Source organism: Streptomyces sp. NPDC032721, from assembly GCF_055579625.1.
This window is the reverse complement of sequence record NZ_JBVIMX010000001.1, coordinates 1,422,696-1,436,972: the sequence shown is the minus strand read 5'-3', so window position 1 is coordinate 1,436,972 and position 14,277 is coordinate 1,422,696. Positions and strand designations below refer to the sequence as shown.

Annotated in this window: 15 protein-coding genes and 1 pseudogene; 5 read left to right on the top strand and 11 right to left on the bottom strand. The window is 70.8% G+C overall.

Going from position 1 to position 14,277, the window contains the following annotated elements; translation table 11 throughout:
* Nucleotide 1: 1 nt before the first annotated feature.
* On the top strand, nucleotides 2–715 hold the full coding sequence (gene recX / locus ACZ5PB_RS06150) for a recombination regulator RecX (RefSeq protein WP_468688152.1): 714 nt from the start codon (nucleotides 2–4) through the stop codon (nucleotides 713–715).
* Nucleotides 716–967: 252 nt separating this feature from the next.
* Here recX and ACZ5PB_RS06145 read toward each other — a convergent pair whose 3' ends face one another.
* The 8 genes from ACZ5PB_RS06145 to ACZ5PB_RS06110 all read right to left on the bottom strand — a co-directional run bounded on the left by ACZ5PB_RS06145 (nucleotide 968) and on the right by ACZ5PB_RS06110 (nucleotide 7,479).
* Nucleotides 968–1,363: a rhodanese-like domain-containing protein gene (locus tag ACZ5PB_RS06145; RefSeq protein WP_468688150.1), complete on the bottom strand. Its 396-nt coding sequence runs from the start codon at nucleotides 1,361–1,363 to the stop codon at nucleotides 968–970.
* Nucleotides 1,354–1,905, bottom strand: a complete 552-nt coding sequence (locus tag ACZ5PB_RS06140) for a cupin domain-containing protein (protein ID WP_468688149.1) — start codon at nucleotides 1,903–1,905, stop codon at nucleotides 1,354–1,356. The genes ACZ5PB_RS06145 and ACZ5PB_RS06140 overlap by 10 nt, the downstream gene beginning before the upstream one ends.
* Before the next feature lie 112 nt (nucleotides 1,906–2,017).
* The gene (locus ACZ5PB_RS06135; RefSeq protein WP_316247164.1) at nucleotides 2,018–2,089 is read right to left on the bottom strand and encodes a putative leader peptide; all 72 of its coding nucleotides are present in this window, start codon (nucleotides 2,087–2,089) and stop codon (nucleotides 2,018–2,020) included.
* Between the two features lie 47 nt (nucleotides 2,090–2,136).
* Entirely contained in the window at nucleotides 2,137–3,834 is a 1,698-nt protein-coding gene (locus ACZ5PB_RS06130) for an FAD-dependent monooxygenase (RefSeq protein WP_468688147.1), read from the bottom strand.
* Between the two features lie 225 nt (nucleotides 3,835–4,059).
* Nucleotides 4,060–4,917 (bottom strand): amino acid ABC transporter permease, encoded by an 858-nt coding sequence (locus ACZ5PB_RS06125; protein ID WP_468688146.1) that lies wholly within the window; start codon nucleotides 4,915–4,917, stop codon nucleotides 4,060–4,062.
* Nucleotides 4,914–5,561: an amino acid ABC transporter permease gene (locus ACZ5PB_RS06120; RefSeq protein ID WP_468688144.1), complete on the bottom strand. Its 648-nt coding sequence runs from the start codon at nucleotides 5,559–5,561 to the stop codon at nucleotides 4,914–4,916. The genes ACZ5PB_RS06125 and ACZ5PB_RS06120 overlap by 4 nt, the downstream gene beginning before the upstream one ends.
* Nucleotides 5,562–5,689: 128 nt before the next feature.
* Nucleotides 5,690–6,613 (bottom strand): glutamate ABC transporter substrate-binding protein, encoded by a 924-nt coding sequence (locus tag ACZ5PB_RS06115; RefSeq protein ID WP_468688143.1) that lies wholly within the window; start codon nucleotides 6,611–6,613, stop codon nucleotides 5,690–5,692.
* Between the two features lie 80 nt (nucleotides 6,614–6,693).
* Nucleotides 6,694–7,479: an amino acid ABC transporter ATP-binding protein gene (locus tag ACZ5PB_RS06110; RefSeq protein WP_468688142.1), complete on the bottom strand. Its 786-nt coding sequence runs from the start codon at nucleotides 7,477–7,479 to the stop codon at nucleotides 6,694–6,696.
* A 263-nt stretch (nucleotides 7,480–7,742) separates the two neighbouring features.
* Here ACZ5PB_RS06110 and ACZ5PB_RS06105 point away from each other — a divergent pair.
* Nucleotides 7,743–8,444, top strand: a pseudogene (locus tag ACZ5PB_RS06105) (response regulator transcription factor); the annotation flags it as partial.
* 123 nt (nucleotides 8,445–8,567) lie between these two features.
* Nucleotides 8,568–9,959: a sensor histidine kinase gene (locus ACZ5PB_RS06100; protein WP_468688140.1), complete on the top strand. Its 1,392-nt coding sequence runs from the start codon at nucleotides 8,568–8,570 to the stop codon at nucleotides 9,957–9,959.
* 46 nt (nucleotides 9,960–10,005) lie between these two features.
* Here the strand turns inward: ACZ5PB_RS06100 and ACZ5PB_RS06095 are convergent, their stop codons facing one another.
* A complete protein-coding gene (locus tag ACZ5PB_RS06095) occupies nucleotides 10,006–11,004 on the bottom strand; it encodes a TAXI family TRAP transporter solute-binding subunit (protein WP_468688310.1) in 999 nt (332 codons plus the stop codon).
* 103 nt (nucleotides 11,005–11,107) lie between these two features.
* Here ACZ5PB_RS06095 and miaB point away from each other — a divergent pair, with 103 nt between their 5' ends.
* On the top strand, nucleotides 11,108–12,592 hold the full coding sequence (gene miaB / locus ACZ5PB_RS06090; RefSeq protein WP_468688138.1) for a tRNA (N6-isopentenyl adenosine(37)-C2)-methylthiotransferase MiaB: 1,485 nt from the start codon (nucleotides 11,108–11,110) through the stop codon (nucleotides 12,590–12,592).
* A gap of 88 nt (nucleotides 12,593–12,680) precedes the next feature.
* Nucleotides 12,681–13,430, top strand: a complete 750-nt coding sequence (locus tag ACZ5PB_RS06085) for a class III extradiol ring-cleavage dioxygenase family protein (RefSeq protein WP_468688136.1) — start codon at nucleotides 12,681–12,683, stop codon at nucleotides 13,428–13,430.
* Nucleotides 13,431–13,546: 116 nt separating this feature from the next.
* Here the strand turns inward: ACZ5PB_RS06085 and ACZ5PB_RS06080 are convergent, their stop codons facing one another.
* Both ACZ5PB_RS06080 and ACZ5PB_RS06075 read right to left on the bottom strand, forming a co-directional pair.
* The gene (locus tag ACZ5PB_RS06080; RefSeq protein ID WP_468688135.1) at nucleotides 13,547–13,813 is read right to left on the bottom strand and encodes an antitoxin; all 267 of its coding nucleotides are present in this window, start codon (nucleotides 13,811–13,813) and stop codon (nucleotides 13,547–13,549) included.
* Between the two features lie 55 nt (nucleotides 13,814–13,868).
* Nucleotides 13,869–14,132 carry a gliding motility protein gene (locus ACZ5PB_RS06075; RefSeq protein ID WP_468688133.1) on the bottom strand — a complete coding sequence of 88 codons (264 nt, stop codon included), beginning with the start codon at nucleotides 14,130–14,132 and terminating at the stop codon, nucleotides 13,869–13,871.
* Nucleotides 14,133–14,277: the final 145 nt, after the last annotated feature.

Genomic DNA, 14,277 nt, shown 5'->3' with positions numbered 1-14,277 from the left:
CATGACCCGGAGAACGGACTGGCCGGGCAGTACGGACGACGCGTACGACGCGCACGGCGGAGCGGGGGAGGCCGAAGGGCCGCCCCGGCTCCCCTGGTCCTCCCGGGAATCCGGGGAGAGCGGCGTTACCGGGGAGACCGGCGCGGAGCCGGGATCCCGGAAGTCGGGGAGGGTGCGCAGGGGCGGCGGCGGAGCCGTCCAGGAGCCCCCTCAGGATCCGGCGGAGCAGGCGCGGTCGATCTGTCTGCGCCTGCTCACCGGCACCCCCCGCACGCGCAAGCAGCTCGCGGACGCCCTGCGCAAGCGGGAGATCCCCGAGGAGATCTCGGAGCAGGTGCTGTCGCGCTTCGAGGAAGTGGGACTGATCAACGACGCCGCGTTCGCGGACGCCTGGGTCGAGTCGCGCCACCACAGCAAGGGACTGGCCGGGCGTGCCCTGGTCCAGGAACTGCGCACCAAGGGCGTCGACCCGGGGCTGATCGACGAGGCCGTGGGGCAGCTGGACTCCGAGCAGGAGGAGGAGACCGCGCGGGAGCTGGTGGCCCGCAAGCTGAGGTCGACGCGAGGGCTGGAGCGGGACAAGCGGCTGCGGCGGCTGGCGGGGATGCTGGCGCGGAAGGGATATCCGGAGGGGCTTGCCCTCCGGGTGGTGAGACGGGCGTTGGAGGAGGAAGGGGGGGAGCCGGAGGACGGGCTCTACCCCGAGCTGTTCTGAGGGGCGATGCCAGCCGTCTCGTGCGGGGATGCGCGTTCCCTAGGGCGGGGATGCGCGCTCCCTCGGGCGGTGAGGCTCATCACCTCGGGCGGAGATGTCCGCCCCCTTCGCCCCCCTGGACGGCCAAGCGCGCTCCCAGGGGGTCGCCTCGGGCGGCGGGGGCCGCCCTCCCTGGCGGACGGGCGGGCAAGGGGACGGCCCCCGGTGGAGTCGGTCCCCTCGCCCCGGTCCTGTGAGCGTGGTGCGGTTCCGCTACCCCTCCACCGGCAGGCCCGCCGCCTTCCACGCCTGGAAGCCGCCGGTCAGGTCGGTGGCCCGGTGCAGGCCCAGCTGTTGCAGCGAGGCAGCCGCGAGGCTCGACGCGTAGCCCTCGTTGCAGACGACGATGACGGGCAGGTCGTGGCCGGTGGCTTCGGGGGCGCGGTGGCTGCCCCGGGGGTCCAGCCGCCACTCCAGCTCGTTGCGCTCCACCACCAGCGCGCCCGGAATCAGCCCGTCCCGCTCGCGCAGGGCCGCGTACCGGATGTCCACCAGCAGCGCCCCCGAGCCGGCCGCCTCGTACGCCTCGCGCGGTCCGACCCGCACGAGTCCCTCCCGTACCCGCTCCAGCAACTCGTCGATTCCCACCGGTTCGTTCGTCACTGCCACTCCTCCGGACGTTCCACCTGCTCCAGGCGCAGCACCGCGCCCGTTCGGCTGTAGCGCCGCATCAGCGGAAGCGGCGGGTAGTAGGCGTGCACCGAGATCGCGTGCGCCGTGTCCGACTCGTTGAGCACCTGGTGCACGTGGTGTTCCCCGAAGGCCCGCCCCTGACCGGGCGTCAACTGCCGTTCCCTGTCGACCCCGTCGGCGAGTTCCAGGGTCTTCCAGCCCTCGGTGGGCAGCCGCGCCGCGAGCGACTGCTCGGTCAGTCCGCCCGCCGCCGTCGCGAACGCGCCGTGCGAACCGCCGTGGTCGTGCCACCCCGTTCCGGTTCCGGGCGGCCAGCCGATCAGCCATGCCTCGCTCCCGCCGGGACCGTCGAGCCGTACCCAGGTACGCCCTTCCGGATCGAGCGGCAGCGAGGCCACGAGTTCGGCGTCGGCCGCGGTCCGCCTGACGAAGTCGAGGAGTTGGGCATGGGTGGGCGCCGCCGGGCCGGCAGGCGCGGAGGGACGTACGGATACGGGTGCGGAAGGGGAAAGAGACACGGGAAGGCCGTCCTGAGAGGTTCGCGGAACACGCACGGGCCGCCTCACCGGCTCCGGCCGGAGAGCCGGGGAGCGGGAGGCAGCACACCGCGCGTGAAAGGAAAGAGGCGAATCAGCAGGACGGGCGACAGACACAGCCCGCGTAGCGGACCAGGTCCATATGGACCCTCCGCCACAGGCACACTCGGGTGTCGCTCACGTTCCGGAGTACACCATGTGTGCCTGTGGCGGTCAATTGATGTCCGCAGTCCGGTCGGTCCGGCCACTGGGGTCGGGGAGCACCAGTGCGCCGGAAGTGCCGGACGCGTCGCCCGGGGCACCCGAGGCCGCACCCGCACCCGCGCTTGCGGCCTCGCTCTCCGGCGCACCCCCGCGCGCCGCGTCCGCCGCCGCGTACAGCTCCGCCGGGTGCACCCCGTCGAAGGCGGCCACGAGATGACCGTCCGGGCGTACGAGCAGGACGGTGTGCGCCGTCGCCCCGGGATAGCCCTCCGCGACGAGCAGTTCCGCCGGTACGGGAAGGGCGGTGACCGCCGAGACCAGCCGGGGCATCACCCCCGCCGTCATCCAGTGCCGCCGGTCCCACACCCCGGTGCCCGGCGCGATCAGCACCACCAGGAGGTGCCCCTGGCCCAGCCGGTCCCACAGCGGTACGGCAGTACCGTCCGGCGCGGTCACCCGTACGTCCTCGACGAGCGCACCCGGAACAGTGGCCACATCGGCCTCCGCCTCCCGGTCCCCGGCCGGACCGGCCGCGAGCGGCGAGTGCGCGTACTGGGGCAGGGCGCCCAGCGCGCCGCCGCCCAGATGCCCGTCCGTCAGCAGACTGTCGTGCCCCCGCGCGGCACCGGGCAGGACCGCCCGCAGCCCGCCGCCGCCCCGCAGTATCGGCAGCACCTGGTCGGCGGCGCGCAGCCGTGCGGCGACCGCGGTGCGCCGCTCGTCCTGGTAGCTGTCGAGCAGGGCGGGCGAGGCGTCGTGGTGCAGGGCGTGCGTCAGCTTCCACGCCAGGTTCGCCACGTCCCGCAGTCCCTCGTCGACGCCCTGGGTGCCGAGCGCGCCGAGCAGGTGCGCCGCGTCCCCGGCGAGGAAGGAACGCCCCTCGCGCCAGCGCTGGGCGAGCCGGTGGTGCAGCGTGTACACGCCCGTGTCGATCAGTTCGTACGCGGGTGTCTCCCCGCACCACCCGGCCAGGGTGTCGCGGATCCGGGTGACCAGCGCATCGGGTGTGACCAGGTCCCCGCGTGGCGGCAGCAGCCAGTCCAGCCGCCACACGTCGTCGGGCAGCGGGCGGGCCGTCACCTCGGGACCGCCGCCGCGCCAGGGCGGCTGGCGGTGCATCAACGCGGTGTCCGGCCAGGGGAGTTCGGTGCGCAGGGCGGCGACGGCGTGGCGTTCGACGGCGGTGCGGCCGGCGAAGCGGATGCCGAGCAGCTTGCGGACGGTGGAGCGGGCGCCGTCGCAGCCGACCAGGTAACTGCCGCGCCAGTACAGATAACCCGGCTCGCGGGTGTGCACGGTGACGCCCTTGCCGTCCTGCTCGATGGTGTCCACGCGCGCGTGGGTCGCGAGCTCGATCAGCGGGTGCGCGGTGGCGGCGTCGTACAGGCCCTGGGTGAGGGCGTGCTGGGGAACGTGAAGGGGGGCCGGGAACTCACAGTCGTCACCGAGCGTTAGTTCGGTGACGACCTGCTTGCGCCGCATCGACCGCCATCCGGACCAGAGTGCCCCCTCGTCCCAGACGGTGGTGCAGCCGAGCCGCTCGACGAGGGCCGCGGTGTCCGCCCGCAGCACCACGGTCCGTGCCGTGCGCGGCTCCTGCGTGCCGTCGCCCTCGTCCAGGACGACGGAGGGGACGTGCTGCGCGGCGAGGGACAGGGCGAGCGCGAGCCCGACGGGTCCGGCGCCGACGACGATCACCGGGTCCACGACGCGCGACCTCCGCCCCGTACGGACAAGCGGAAAGCTGCACAGGCGGCAGTGGACACAAGGTGCTCGATCACAGAACGTATGCAACCCACTGCGGGTGCTTGCGTCAAGTGACGGAGGCAGCGGCGCGGGGCCGCTGCCTCATTAATCGTCAGTTTGCTCTGCGCGGGGGCTCATTGGCGCGTCCCCGGCGCGCGGCGCCCGTAACGCGCCTCGGACGGACCGTCAGACGGCCGAGCCCGCGTCGACGGGCGGCGTCGCCTTGGCGGGTGCGATGCCGGTCTTCGCCCGGCGGCCCCGCTTCTCGATCCAGGTGGCGAGCGCGGACAGGAGCAGACACAGCACGATGTACAGCAGACCGATCACGACGATCGTCGAGACGTACGGGTACATGCCGTTGACCATGGTGTTGCTCGCGATCAGGCGGGCGGTGTTCAGCAGCTCCGGGTAGAGGATCATGAAGCCCAGTGAGGTGTCCTTGAGAGTCACCACCAGCTGGCTGATGATCGTCGGGAGCATGGCACGGACCGCCTGCGGGATCAGCACGCTGACCATGACCTGCGTCTTGCTCATGCCGAGCGCGTACGCGGCCTCGCTCTGACCGCGCGGCACCGAGTTGATGCCGGCGCGCAGCACCTCGGCCTGGACACAGCCGTTGTAGACCGACAGGCCGATGGCCAGTGCCCACAGCGACGCGTCGGAGAGGAAACCGGCCCACACCGCGTAGATGGTGATCAGCAGTGGGATGGAGCGGAAGAGCTCGATGAACGCGGTGGCCAGCCAGCTGATCGGCTTGTGGTCGGAGAGCCGTGCGACGGCCAGGATCACCCCGAGCACCAGCGAGCCGACCGCGGCGAGGCCGAAGGCCTTGAGGGTGGCGATCAGGCTCTCGGCGATGTTCTGCCGGATGCCCGCGTAGTTGAAGATGTCCCACATCTCCGGGGCCAGATGGCCCTTGTTGCCCAGGCGGACGACGGCAACGGCGACCAGCGCCAGGATCGCGGCCGAACCGACGACCGTGTAGATCCGGTTGCGGACCTGGGCCTTGGGGCCGGGGGCATCGTAGAGAACGCTGGCACTCATCGTGCGACCTCCATGCGGCGCTCGAAGAGACGGAACAGGCCGCTGATGGCGAAGGTGACGATCAGGTACCCGAGGGCGACGAAGACGAAGATCGGCAGGATCGCGTAACCCTGCTCACTCAGCAGTTTCTGCACCCCGAAGAGTTCCGCGACACCGAAGGCGCCCGCGATCGCCGAGTTCTTCGTCAGTGCGATGAAGATGCTGCTCAGCGGGGGCAGCACCGTCCGGGTGGCCTGCGGCAGGATGATGATGCGCAGTGTCTGCCCGAAGGTCATGCCCAGCGAACGGGCGGCCTCCGCCTGACCGAGGGGCACCGTGTTGATGCCGGAGCGGACCGCCTCGCAGACGAATGCCGAGGTGTAGAAACCCAGCGCGAGGGCGCCGAGGAAGAAGGGGCTCATTCCCGGGAAGAAGATCTCCGGGACGACGAAGGTCGAGACCAGGAACAGCAGGGTGAGCGGGGTGTTGCGCAGAATCGTGACCCACACGGTGCCGAAGGCGCGCAACGGTGGTACGGGCGAGACCCGGCATCCGGCTATGAGCAGTCCCAGGACCATCGCGATCACGCCGCTGACCGCGGTGATGAACACGGTGCCAATGAAGCCGTCGCGGAATTCAGGAAGATAGTCGGTCAGTACGTTCATGAGGTCTCCGCGTCGGCGGGCAGCGGCTTGGGGGCAATCGGGCAGGAGGAGGAGCGCCCCGTACGGGCCCAACAGGCGTACGGGGCGCGGGAACCGGCCTCAAGCAGAGCAGGGGCCGGTGGCTCCGGTCAGTAGTTCTCGACGGCCGGCGGCTCGGCGTACGTGGAGCCCGAGAGACCCAGCGTCGAGTCGTAGATCTTCTTGTACGTGCCGTCCTTGACGTGCTTCGTGATCGACTCGTTGATCGCGGTGCGCAGCGCCTTGTCGTCCTTGCTCACGCCGATGCCGTACAGCTCCGTGGTGAACGGCTTGCCGACGACCTTGAGGTTGGTCGGGTTCTGTGCGGCGTAGCCCTTGAGGATCGAGTCGTCGGTGGTGACCGCGTCGACCTGCTTGGACAGGAGCTGCTGGACGCAGTCCGAGTACTTGCCGAGCTCGACGACCTGGGCGCCGTACTCCGGCTTCTTGATCTCCTGCAGCGGGGTCGAGCCCTTGATGGAGCAGACCTTCTTGCCCTTGACGGTTTCCTTGCCGGTGATGGCGGACTCGTCCTTGCGGACCAGGAGGTCGGCGCCGGCCTTGTAGTACGGGCCGGCGAAGCCGATCTGCTTCTTGCGCTTGTCGTTGATCGAGTACGTACCGACGTAGTAGTCGACCTGGCCCTGCGCGATGGTCGTCTCGCGGAGGTCGGAGTTGACCGTCTTCCACTCGATCTGGTCGGGGGAGAAGCCCAGGTCGGCGGCGATCATCGTGGCGATCTCGATGTCGAAGCCGGAGCGCTTCTTGGTCGCCTGGTCCTCGAAGCCGAGGTACGGCTGGTCGGCCTTGGCACCGATGATGATCTTGCCGCGGGCCTTGGCGGCCTTGAAGGCCGGCGAACCGTCGACCTTGGCGTCCTTGACGACGGCGTACTTCGGGGCGGCCGGCGCTTCCTTGCCACCGGGGGCCTTCGCGGCGTCGCCGGCCGAGCCCTCCTTGCCACCGCAGGCGGTCGCGGTCAGGGCGAGTGCGGCAGCCATGGCCGCCACGGATGCTGTCTTGCGGAGCTTCATGGGGAACATCCCTTACGTCGGTAGGTCGTTGGCCGGGAACTGCCGGCGGACGGTACGGCGGCGGGGGAGCCGACGGACCGTCAGTGGTGAAGGATCTTCGACAGGAAGTCCTTGGCCCGGTCGCTACGAGGGTTACTGAAGAACTGGTCCGGCGTGGCCTCTTCGACGATCTTCCCGTCCGCCATGAAGACGACCCGGTTCGCCGCCGAGCGCGCGAAGCCCATTTCGTGAGTGACGACCACCATGGTCATTCCGTCGCGGGCCAGCTGTTGCATGACCTCCAGGACCTCGTTGATCATCTCCGGGTCGAGCGCCGATGTGGGCTCGTCGAAGAGCATGACCTTCGGTTCCATGGCCAACGCCCGTGCGATGGCGACGCGTTGCTGCTGACCGCCGGAGAGCTGCGCCGGGTACTTGTCCGCCTGTGCGCCCACGCCCACCCGGTCGAGCAGGGCGCGGGCCTTCTGCTCCGCGGCCTTCTTGTCCGTCCCGCGGACCTTGATCTGGCCCAGCGTGACGTTCTCCAGGATCGTCTTGTGGGCGAAGAGGTTGAACGACTGGAACACCATGCCGACGTCGGCGCGCAGCCGCGCCAACTCCTTGCCCTCCTGGGGCAGCGGCTTTCCGTCGATGCGGATGGCGCCCGAGTCGATCGTCTCCAGGCGGTTGATCGTGCGGCACAGCGTGGACTTACCGGACCCGGAGGGTCCGATGACGACGACGACCTCGCCACGGGCGATGGTCATGTCGATGTCCTGGAGCACATGCAGCGCGCCGAAGTGCTTGTTGACGTTGCTCAGGACCACCAGGTCCGTCGACGCGGGTACCGCGTCCTCGGCGCCCTTGGTCACTGAAACTCCGCTCATCGGCTTTTGCTCCGTCCTCCTCGGTTGGGGAGGACCCTAGTCACCCAGTGCGACCAGCGTCATTACATCTGAGCGGAAATTGAGCATAACGATCCGGCCTCAACCGGACACTCTGCGTGAAGGGGGCGCAGTGTGGGGATACCGGCTCCATAACGGAACAACCCCGTGATGAGAAGGGTCTTGACGGGGACCGTGCGGATCGGCGTGGATGCCTGAGGTAAGAACCACATCAAGAGTGCGGACCGGAGACCGGAGGGGGTGCCATGAGACTGCTGCTCGTCGAGGACGACAACCACGTCGCCGCCGCCCTGTCCGCGGTCCTCACCCGGCACGGCTTCCACGTCGTCCACGCGCGCAACGGCGAGGAGGCCCTCCAGGCATTCCTCCCCGACGACCGCGCCCCCGACGGCCAGGAGCCCTTCGGTGTCGTGCTGCTCGACCTCGGGCTGCCCGACCAGGACGGGTACGAGGTCTGCGGCAAGATCCGCAAGCGCACCAGCACTCCGGTGATCATGGTGACCGCGCGGGCCGACGTCCGTTCCCGCATCCACGGCCTCAACCTGGGCGCCGACGACTACGTCACCAAGCCGTACGACACCGGCGAACTCCTCGCCCGTATCCACGCGGTGAGCCGGCGCACCACAACGGGGGAGACCCCCGCCGTCCCCGGCGACACCACCGTCGACCTCGGCCCCGTGCACATCGAGCTGCCCACCCGCCGCGTCAGCGTCGGAGGCGCGGACGTCCAGCTGACCCGCAAGGAGTTCGACCTGCTCGCGCTCCTCGCCCAGCGCCCCGGGGTCGTCTTCCGGCGGGAGCAGATCATCAGCGAGGTGTGGCGCACCAGTTGGGAAGGGACCGGGCGCACCCTGGAGGTCCACGTGGCCTCGCTGCGCTCGAAGCTGCGGATGCCCGCGCTGATAGAGACGGTGCGCGGCGTCGGCTACCGACTGGTCGCACCGAACACGTCGGGAGCACCCGGAGCCCTGGGTGCACCTGGCACCCCGGGCGCACCTGGTACCCCGGGCGCGCCGGGCACCTCCGGCGCATCAGGTGCCCCCGGCGCGCCCAGGGCCACGTAACACCCCGTGCGCACCCGCCTCCTCCCGCTCCTCATCATCCTGCTCGCGGGCATGCTGATCGCCTTCGGCTTCCCGCTCGCCGTGCGCGAGGCCGCCGCCCAGCAGCAACAGGTGGTGGTCGACCGGATCGACGACACCGCCCGCTTCGCCGCCCTCGCCCAGTTCGTCACCGAGCGCACCACCGCCAGGAACGAACGGCGCGACACCCTGGAGTCCGAACTCTCCCGCTACCACGGGGTGTACGGGATCAGGGTCGGCGTCTTCTACCGGGACGGCGGCGCCATGGCGGCGGCCCCCGAGGACTGGACCGTGCAGGCCGCAGGAGACCTGGGGAAGGAAGCGTTCCAGGAAGCCCTGGCCGGACGCCGCAGCCACGATCCGCCCCAGGTCTGGCCCTGGCAGGACCACACCCTGGTGGTGGCCTCGCCGGTGGTGCGCGACGGCGACGTGGTCGCGGTGGTGGTCACCGACTCGCCCACCGGACAGCTGCGTTCACGCGTCCTGCACGACTGGCTGCTGATCGCGGCGGGCGAGTTCGCCGCCCTGTTCGTGGCGATCGGCGCGGCCTTCCGGCTGACCGGGTGGGTGCTCAGGCCGGTACGGGTGCTGGACGCGGCGACCCACGACATAGCGACCGGCCGGATGAACTCCCGGGTCGCCCCCGCGGGCGGCCCCCCGGAACTCCGCCGTCTGGCCCGCTCGTTCAACGAGATGGCTGACAACGTCGAGGACGTACTGGAGCAGCAGCGCGCCTTCGTCGCCGACGCGTCCCACCAGCTCCGCAATCCGCTGTCCGCGCTGCTGCTGCGCATCGAACTGCTCGCCCTCGAACTGCCCGAAGGCAACGAGGAGATCGCCTCAGTCCGCACCGAGGGAAAGCGCCTCGCCCGGGTCCTCGACGACCTCCTCGACCTCGCCCAGGCCGAACACGCCCCGGCCGACCTGCGGCTGATCGACCTGGGTGAACTCGCCACCGAACGGATCGCGGCCTGGTCCCCGCTCGCCGACGACAAGGGCGTACGCCTGCTGCGCGGCGGCCCCGAGGCCGTCACCGCCTGGGCCGACCCCGTCGCGCTCTCCAGCGCGCTGGACGCGGTGATCGACAACGCCCTCAAGTTCACGCCCGCCGACGAGGAGGTCACCGTCGAGGTCGCCTCCGACGGCGACGTCTGCACCGTGGTCGTCGCGGACGGCGGCCCCGGCCTCACCGAGGACGAACTCGCCCGCGTCGGAGACCGGTTCTGGCGCAGCAACCGCCACCAGAACATCAAGGGCTCCGGACTCGGTCTGTCCATCTCCCGCGCCCTGCTCCTCGCGGGCCGGGGCACGATCGACTACGAGGCCAACGAACCCCACGGGCTGCGCGTGACGGTCACCGTCCCGCGCACCGAACCGTGAGTGCCCGTCCCGCGCACCGAACCGTGCCCGCGCCTTCCCGGCGCCGCTACGGCTTTGCCGACCGGTAGTAGAGCGCCGCACCCTCGTGCAGCGGCAGCGGATCCGTGTAGATCGCGGTCCGCAGGTCCACCAGCTGCGCCGCGTGCACCTGCCGCCCGATCCGGTCCCGGCTGGCGATCACCGTCTCGGTGAACCGCTTCGTCAGCTCCGGGTCCGTGCGGTCCGTGGTGACCAGCAGATTGGCCACCGCCACGGTCGGTACGGCGGCCCGGTTGCTCACCTTGGCGTAGGCGTCGGCCGGCATCACCGCTGACCGGTAGTAACGGGTGATGTCACCGGGCTCCTGCAACGCCTCCACCAGGTCGGGGCTGAGCGGAACCAGTCGTACCGCCATCCGCTCGGACAGGTCGCGCACCGCGCTGGTGGGCAGCCCGCCCGACCAGAAGAAGGCGTCGATCGTGCCCTCCTCCAGCCGCCCCGGCATGGTGTCGATCCCGATCGACACCGGCTTCACGTCCCGCTCGGGGTCCAGCCCGGCGGCCGCCAGCAGCCGGTTCGACACCAGCCGCACCCCCGACCCCTCCTGCCCCACAGCGACCTGCCGGCCCCGCAGGTCGGCGACGGACCGGATCCGGGAATCCTTCGGCACCACCAGCTGTACGTAGTCGTCGTACAGCCGCGCACAGCCGCGCAGCCGGTCCGCGCCCTTGCGGTGGTCCCGCTGGTACTTCGCCACGGCGTCGGCCGTCGCGACCGTGAAGTCCGCCTCCCCGGAGGCCACCCGGGCCAGATTCTCCTGGGACCCCTGACTGGTGCGCAGCCTGACGTCCAGCTCCGGCATGTCCCGCCGCAGAGCCTCCTCCAGCAGCACCCCGTACCGCTGGTAGACCCCGGTGCGCACCCCCGTGCTGAAGGTGACCTCCCCCTTCGGCGACGGGGTGCCGGACGGCAGCAGCCCCCACAGCAGCAGCCCGCACAGCGCGAGCGCGGCCACCGCCCCCTGGAGGGCACGACGGCGTCCGATACGGGAGAGCGCGGGGAACATGCCGCGATCCTGCCAGCTCACCGCCCCTGCGGACCAGGGGTGAGCCCCGGCGGAGACCGCAGGGCGCCTCCGGCGCGGCGGGCCCCGTACCCTGGTGGACGAGATGAGCGAGAAGACATACGAGGTGCGCACTTACGGGTGCCAGATGAACGTCCACGACTCCGAGCGCCTGTCGGGCCTCCTGGAGGGCGCGGGATACGTCCGCGCGCCCGAAGGGTGCGACGGTGACGCCGACGTCGTCGTCTTCAACACCTGCGCGGTCCGTGAGAACGCCGACAACAAGCTGTACGGCAATCTCGGACGGCTCGCGCCGATGAAGACGAAGCGGCCCGGCATGCAGATCGCCGTCGGCGGCTGCCTGGCCCAGAAGGACCGCGACACCATCACCAAGCGGGCTCCCTGGGTCGACGTCGTCTTCGGCACGCACAACATCGGCAAGCTGCCGGTGCTGCTGGAGCGCGCCCGCATCCAGGAAGAGGCGCAGGTCGAGATCGCCGAGTCGCTGGAGGCGTTCCCCTCAACGCTGCCCACGCGCCGCGAGAGCGCCTACGCCGCCTGGGTCTCCATCTCGGTCGGCTGCAACAACACCTGCACCTTCTGCATCGTGCCCGCCCTGCGCGGCAAGGAGAAGGACCGCAGGACCGGCGACATCCTCGCGGAGATCGAGGCACTGGTCGCCGAGGGCGTCTCCGAGATCACCCTGCTCGGCCAGAACGTCAACGCCTACGGCTCCGACATCGGCGACCGCGAGGCCTTCAGCAAGCTACTGCGCGCCTGCGGCAGGATCGACGGCCTGGAGCGGGTCCGCTTCACCTCGCCGCACCCGCGCGACTTCACCGACGACGTGATCGCCGCCATGGCCGAGACGCCGAACGTGATGCCGCAGCTGCACATGCCGCTCCAGTCCGGTTCGGACACCATCCTCAAGGCGATGCGCCGCTCGTACCGCCAGGACCGCTTCCTCGGCATCATCGAGCGGGTGCGCGCCGCGATGCCGGACGCAGCCATCTCCACCGACATCATCGTGGGCTTCCCCGGCGAGACCGAGGAGGACTTCGAGCAGACGATGCACACGGTCCGCGAGGCCCGCTTCACCAACGCCTTCACCTTCCAGTACTCCATCCGGCCCGGCACCCCCGCCGCCACCATGGAGAACCAGATCCCCAAGGAGATTGTCCAGGAGCGCTACATGCGGCTGGTCGCCCTCCAGGAGGAGATCTCCTGGGAGGAGAACAAGAAGCAGGTCGGCCGCACCCTGGACGTCATGGTCGCCGAGGGCGAGGGCCGCAAGGACGGCGCCACCCTCCGGCTCTCCGGACGGGCCCCCGACAACCGCCTGGTGCACTTCACCAAGCCCGAGCAGGACGTGCGCCCCGGTGACGTGGTGACCGTCGAGATCACCTACGCCGCCCCGCACCACCTGCTCGCCGAGGGTGACGCCCTGGCGGTACGCCGCACCCGGGCGGGCGACGCCTGGGAGAAGCGCAACGCCGAACCGCAGCAGGGCCCGGGCGTCATGCTGGGCCTGCCGAAGATCGGCGTACCGGAGCCGCTGCCGGCCGCCACGGGCGGGTGCAGCGTCAACTGACCGCCGGGGCGGACGAGTTCGCAGGGGCGGGGGTGCACGGCCCGCTGGGGACGGCCGGCGCCCCCGGCCCCGCGTTAGGCTGCCGGACATGCTCGTAGCCGCCGCAGTGTGCCCCTGTCCGCCGTTGCTCGTTCCGGAGGTCGCCGCCGGTGCCGCGGCCGAACTCGATGCCGCACGGGACGCCTGCGCCGACGCACTGGGTGTGCTCGCCGCCTCCTGGCCGGACCTGCTGGTCGTGCTCGGACCTGCGGGGCCGGACGGCCGGGGAGCCCACCCGCAGGGCACGAAGGGCAGCTTCGCGGGCTTCGGCGTGGACCTGGAGGTCGCACTCGGCGCCGGAGCACCCGGAGCCGGAGCCGGAGGGGATACAGGGACCGCGGGCGCCGTCGCGGACCGCGTGCTGCCGCCGTCCCTCTCGGTGGCCGCCTGGCTCCTCGGCCGGACGGGCTGGGGGCACACGCCCGTCGAGGGACTCGGCGTCGGCGAGGAGCTGCCCACCGACCGCTGCGCGGCGGCGGGACGGGAACTAGCGGCCCGGGCCGACAGGGTCGCCCTCCTGGTGATGGGAGACGGCAGCGCCTGCCGCACCCTGAAGGCACCGGGCTACCTGGACGAGCGCGCCGAGGGCTTCGACGCCGACGCCGCCCGGGCGCTGGGCGCCGCCGACACCGCCGCCCTGCTCGCGACGGACGAGGAGCTCGCCCACACGCTCAAGGCCTCGGGGCGCGCTCCCTGGCAGGTGCTCGCGGGCGCCGCGGACGGGGCGGGCCTGGGCGGTCAGCTGCTGTACGAGGACGCACCGTACGGCGTGGGGTACTTCGTGGCGGCCTGGTCCTGACGCCGTTTCCATTGCCTTGTTGAGTTTCCAAGGTGCGTGTCCTGATACGGGAACGGCCGCGGAACCGAAATGGTTCCGCGGCCGTTCCCGTTGTTCTTCACTCGTGCCCGGCGGCCTCAGGGGGCCGGCGGGGGAGTCGGCGGAGTTCCGCCGGTCGGCGGAGTCCCGCCGTCGTCCTTGCTGGAGAGGCGATCGAGGGCGTCCTTGGCCTTGCCCGTGCCCGACTGGATCTGGTTGCTGTACTTCCCCTTGGTCTTGGAGTCGACAGCTTGAGCGGCCTTGTCGAGGCCCTGCTCGATCTTGCCCCCGTGCTGTTGCGCGAGGTCCGCGGCCTTGTCCTTCGCCGGGGCCAGCTTGGCCTTCAAATTGTCCAGGAAGCCCATGGGACACCTTCCCTCGTGGGGACTGTTCGGTTCCACCCGGTAGGGGCGGAACTATCTATTTGCGGGCGGTTTCGCCGACCTGATTGTCCGCTGCCGCCTCGGCGGACTGCTGCTTGGGGATCTCAAGCCCTTCCGCGGCGGCCGGCTCGGCCTCGTCGGAAGCCTCGGCAACCACGTCCGGGGTCTCCGAAGCGGCCTCCGCCGCGACCTCCTCGGTGGACTCGGAGCCGCTCTCGGCGGTCTCCGTCTCCTCGGCGGTCACGGCCTCCCCGGCGGCCTCGACCGTCGGAGTGGCAGCCTGTTCCTGCTCGGTTGACACCTCTGCGGCGTCCTTGGACTTCCGGCGAAACAGTGCAAAAACGCCCATATCTACTCCATACCGTACTCGTGAGGGCGAAATCCCGCGCTGCCCGGTGCGTCCCATTGCGCCGCCCGGAGGAACCGGTCCGTGAACCGGCGTGCGG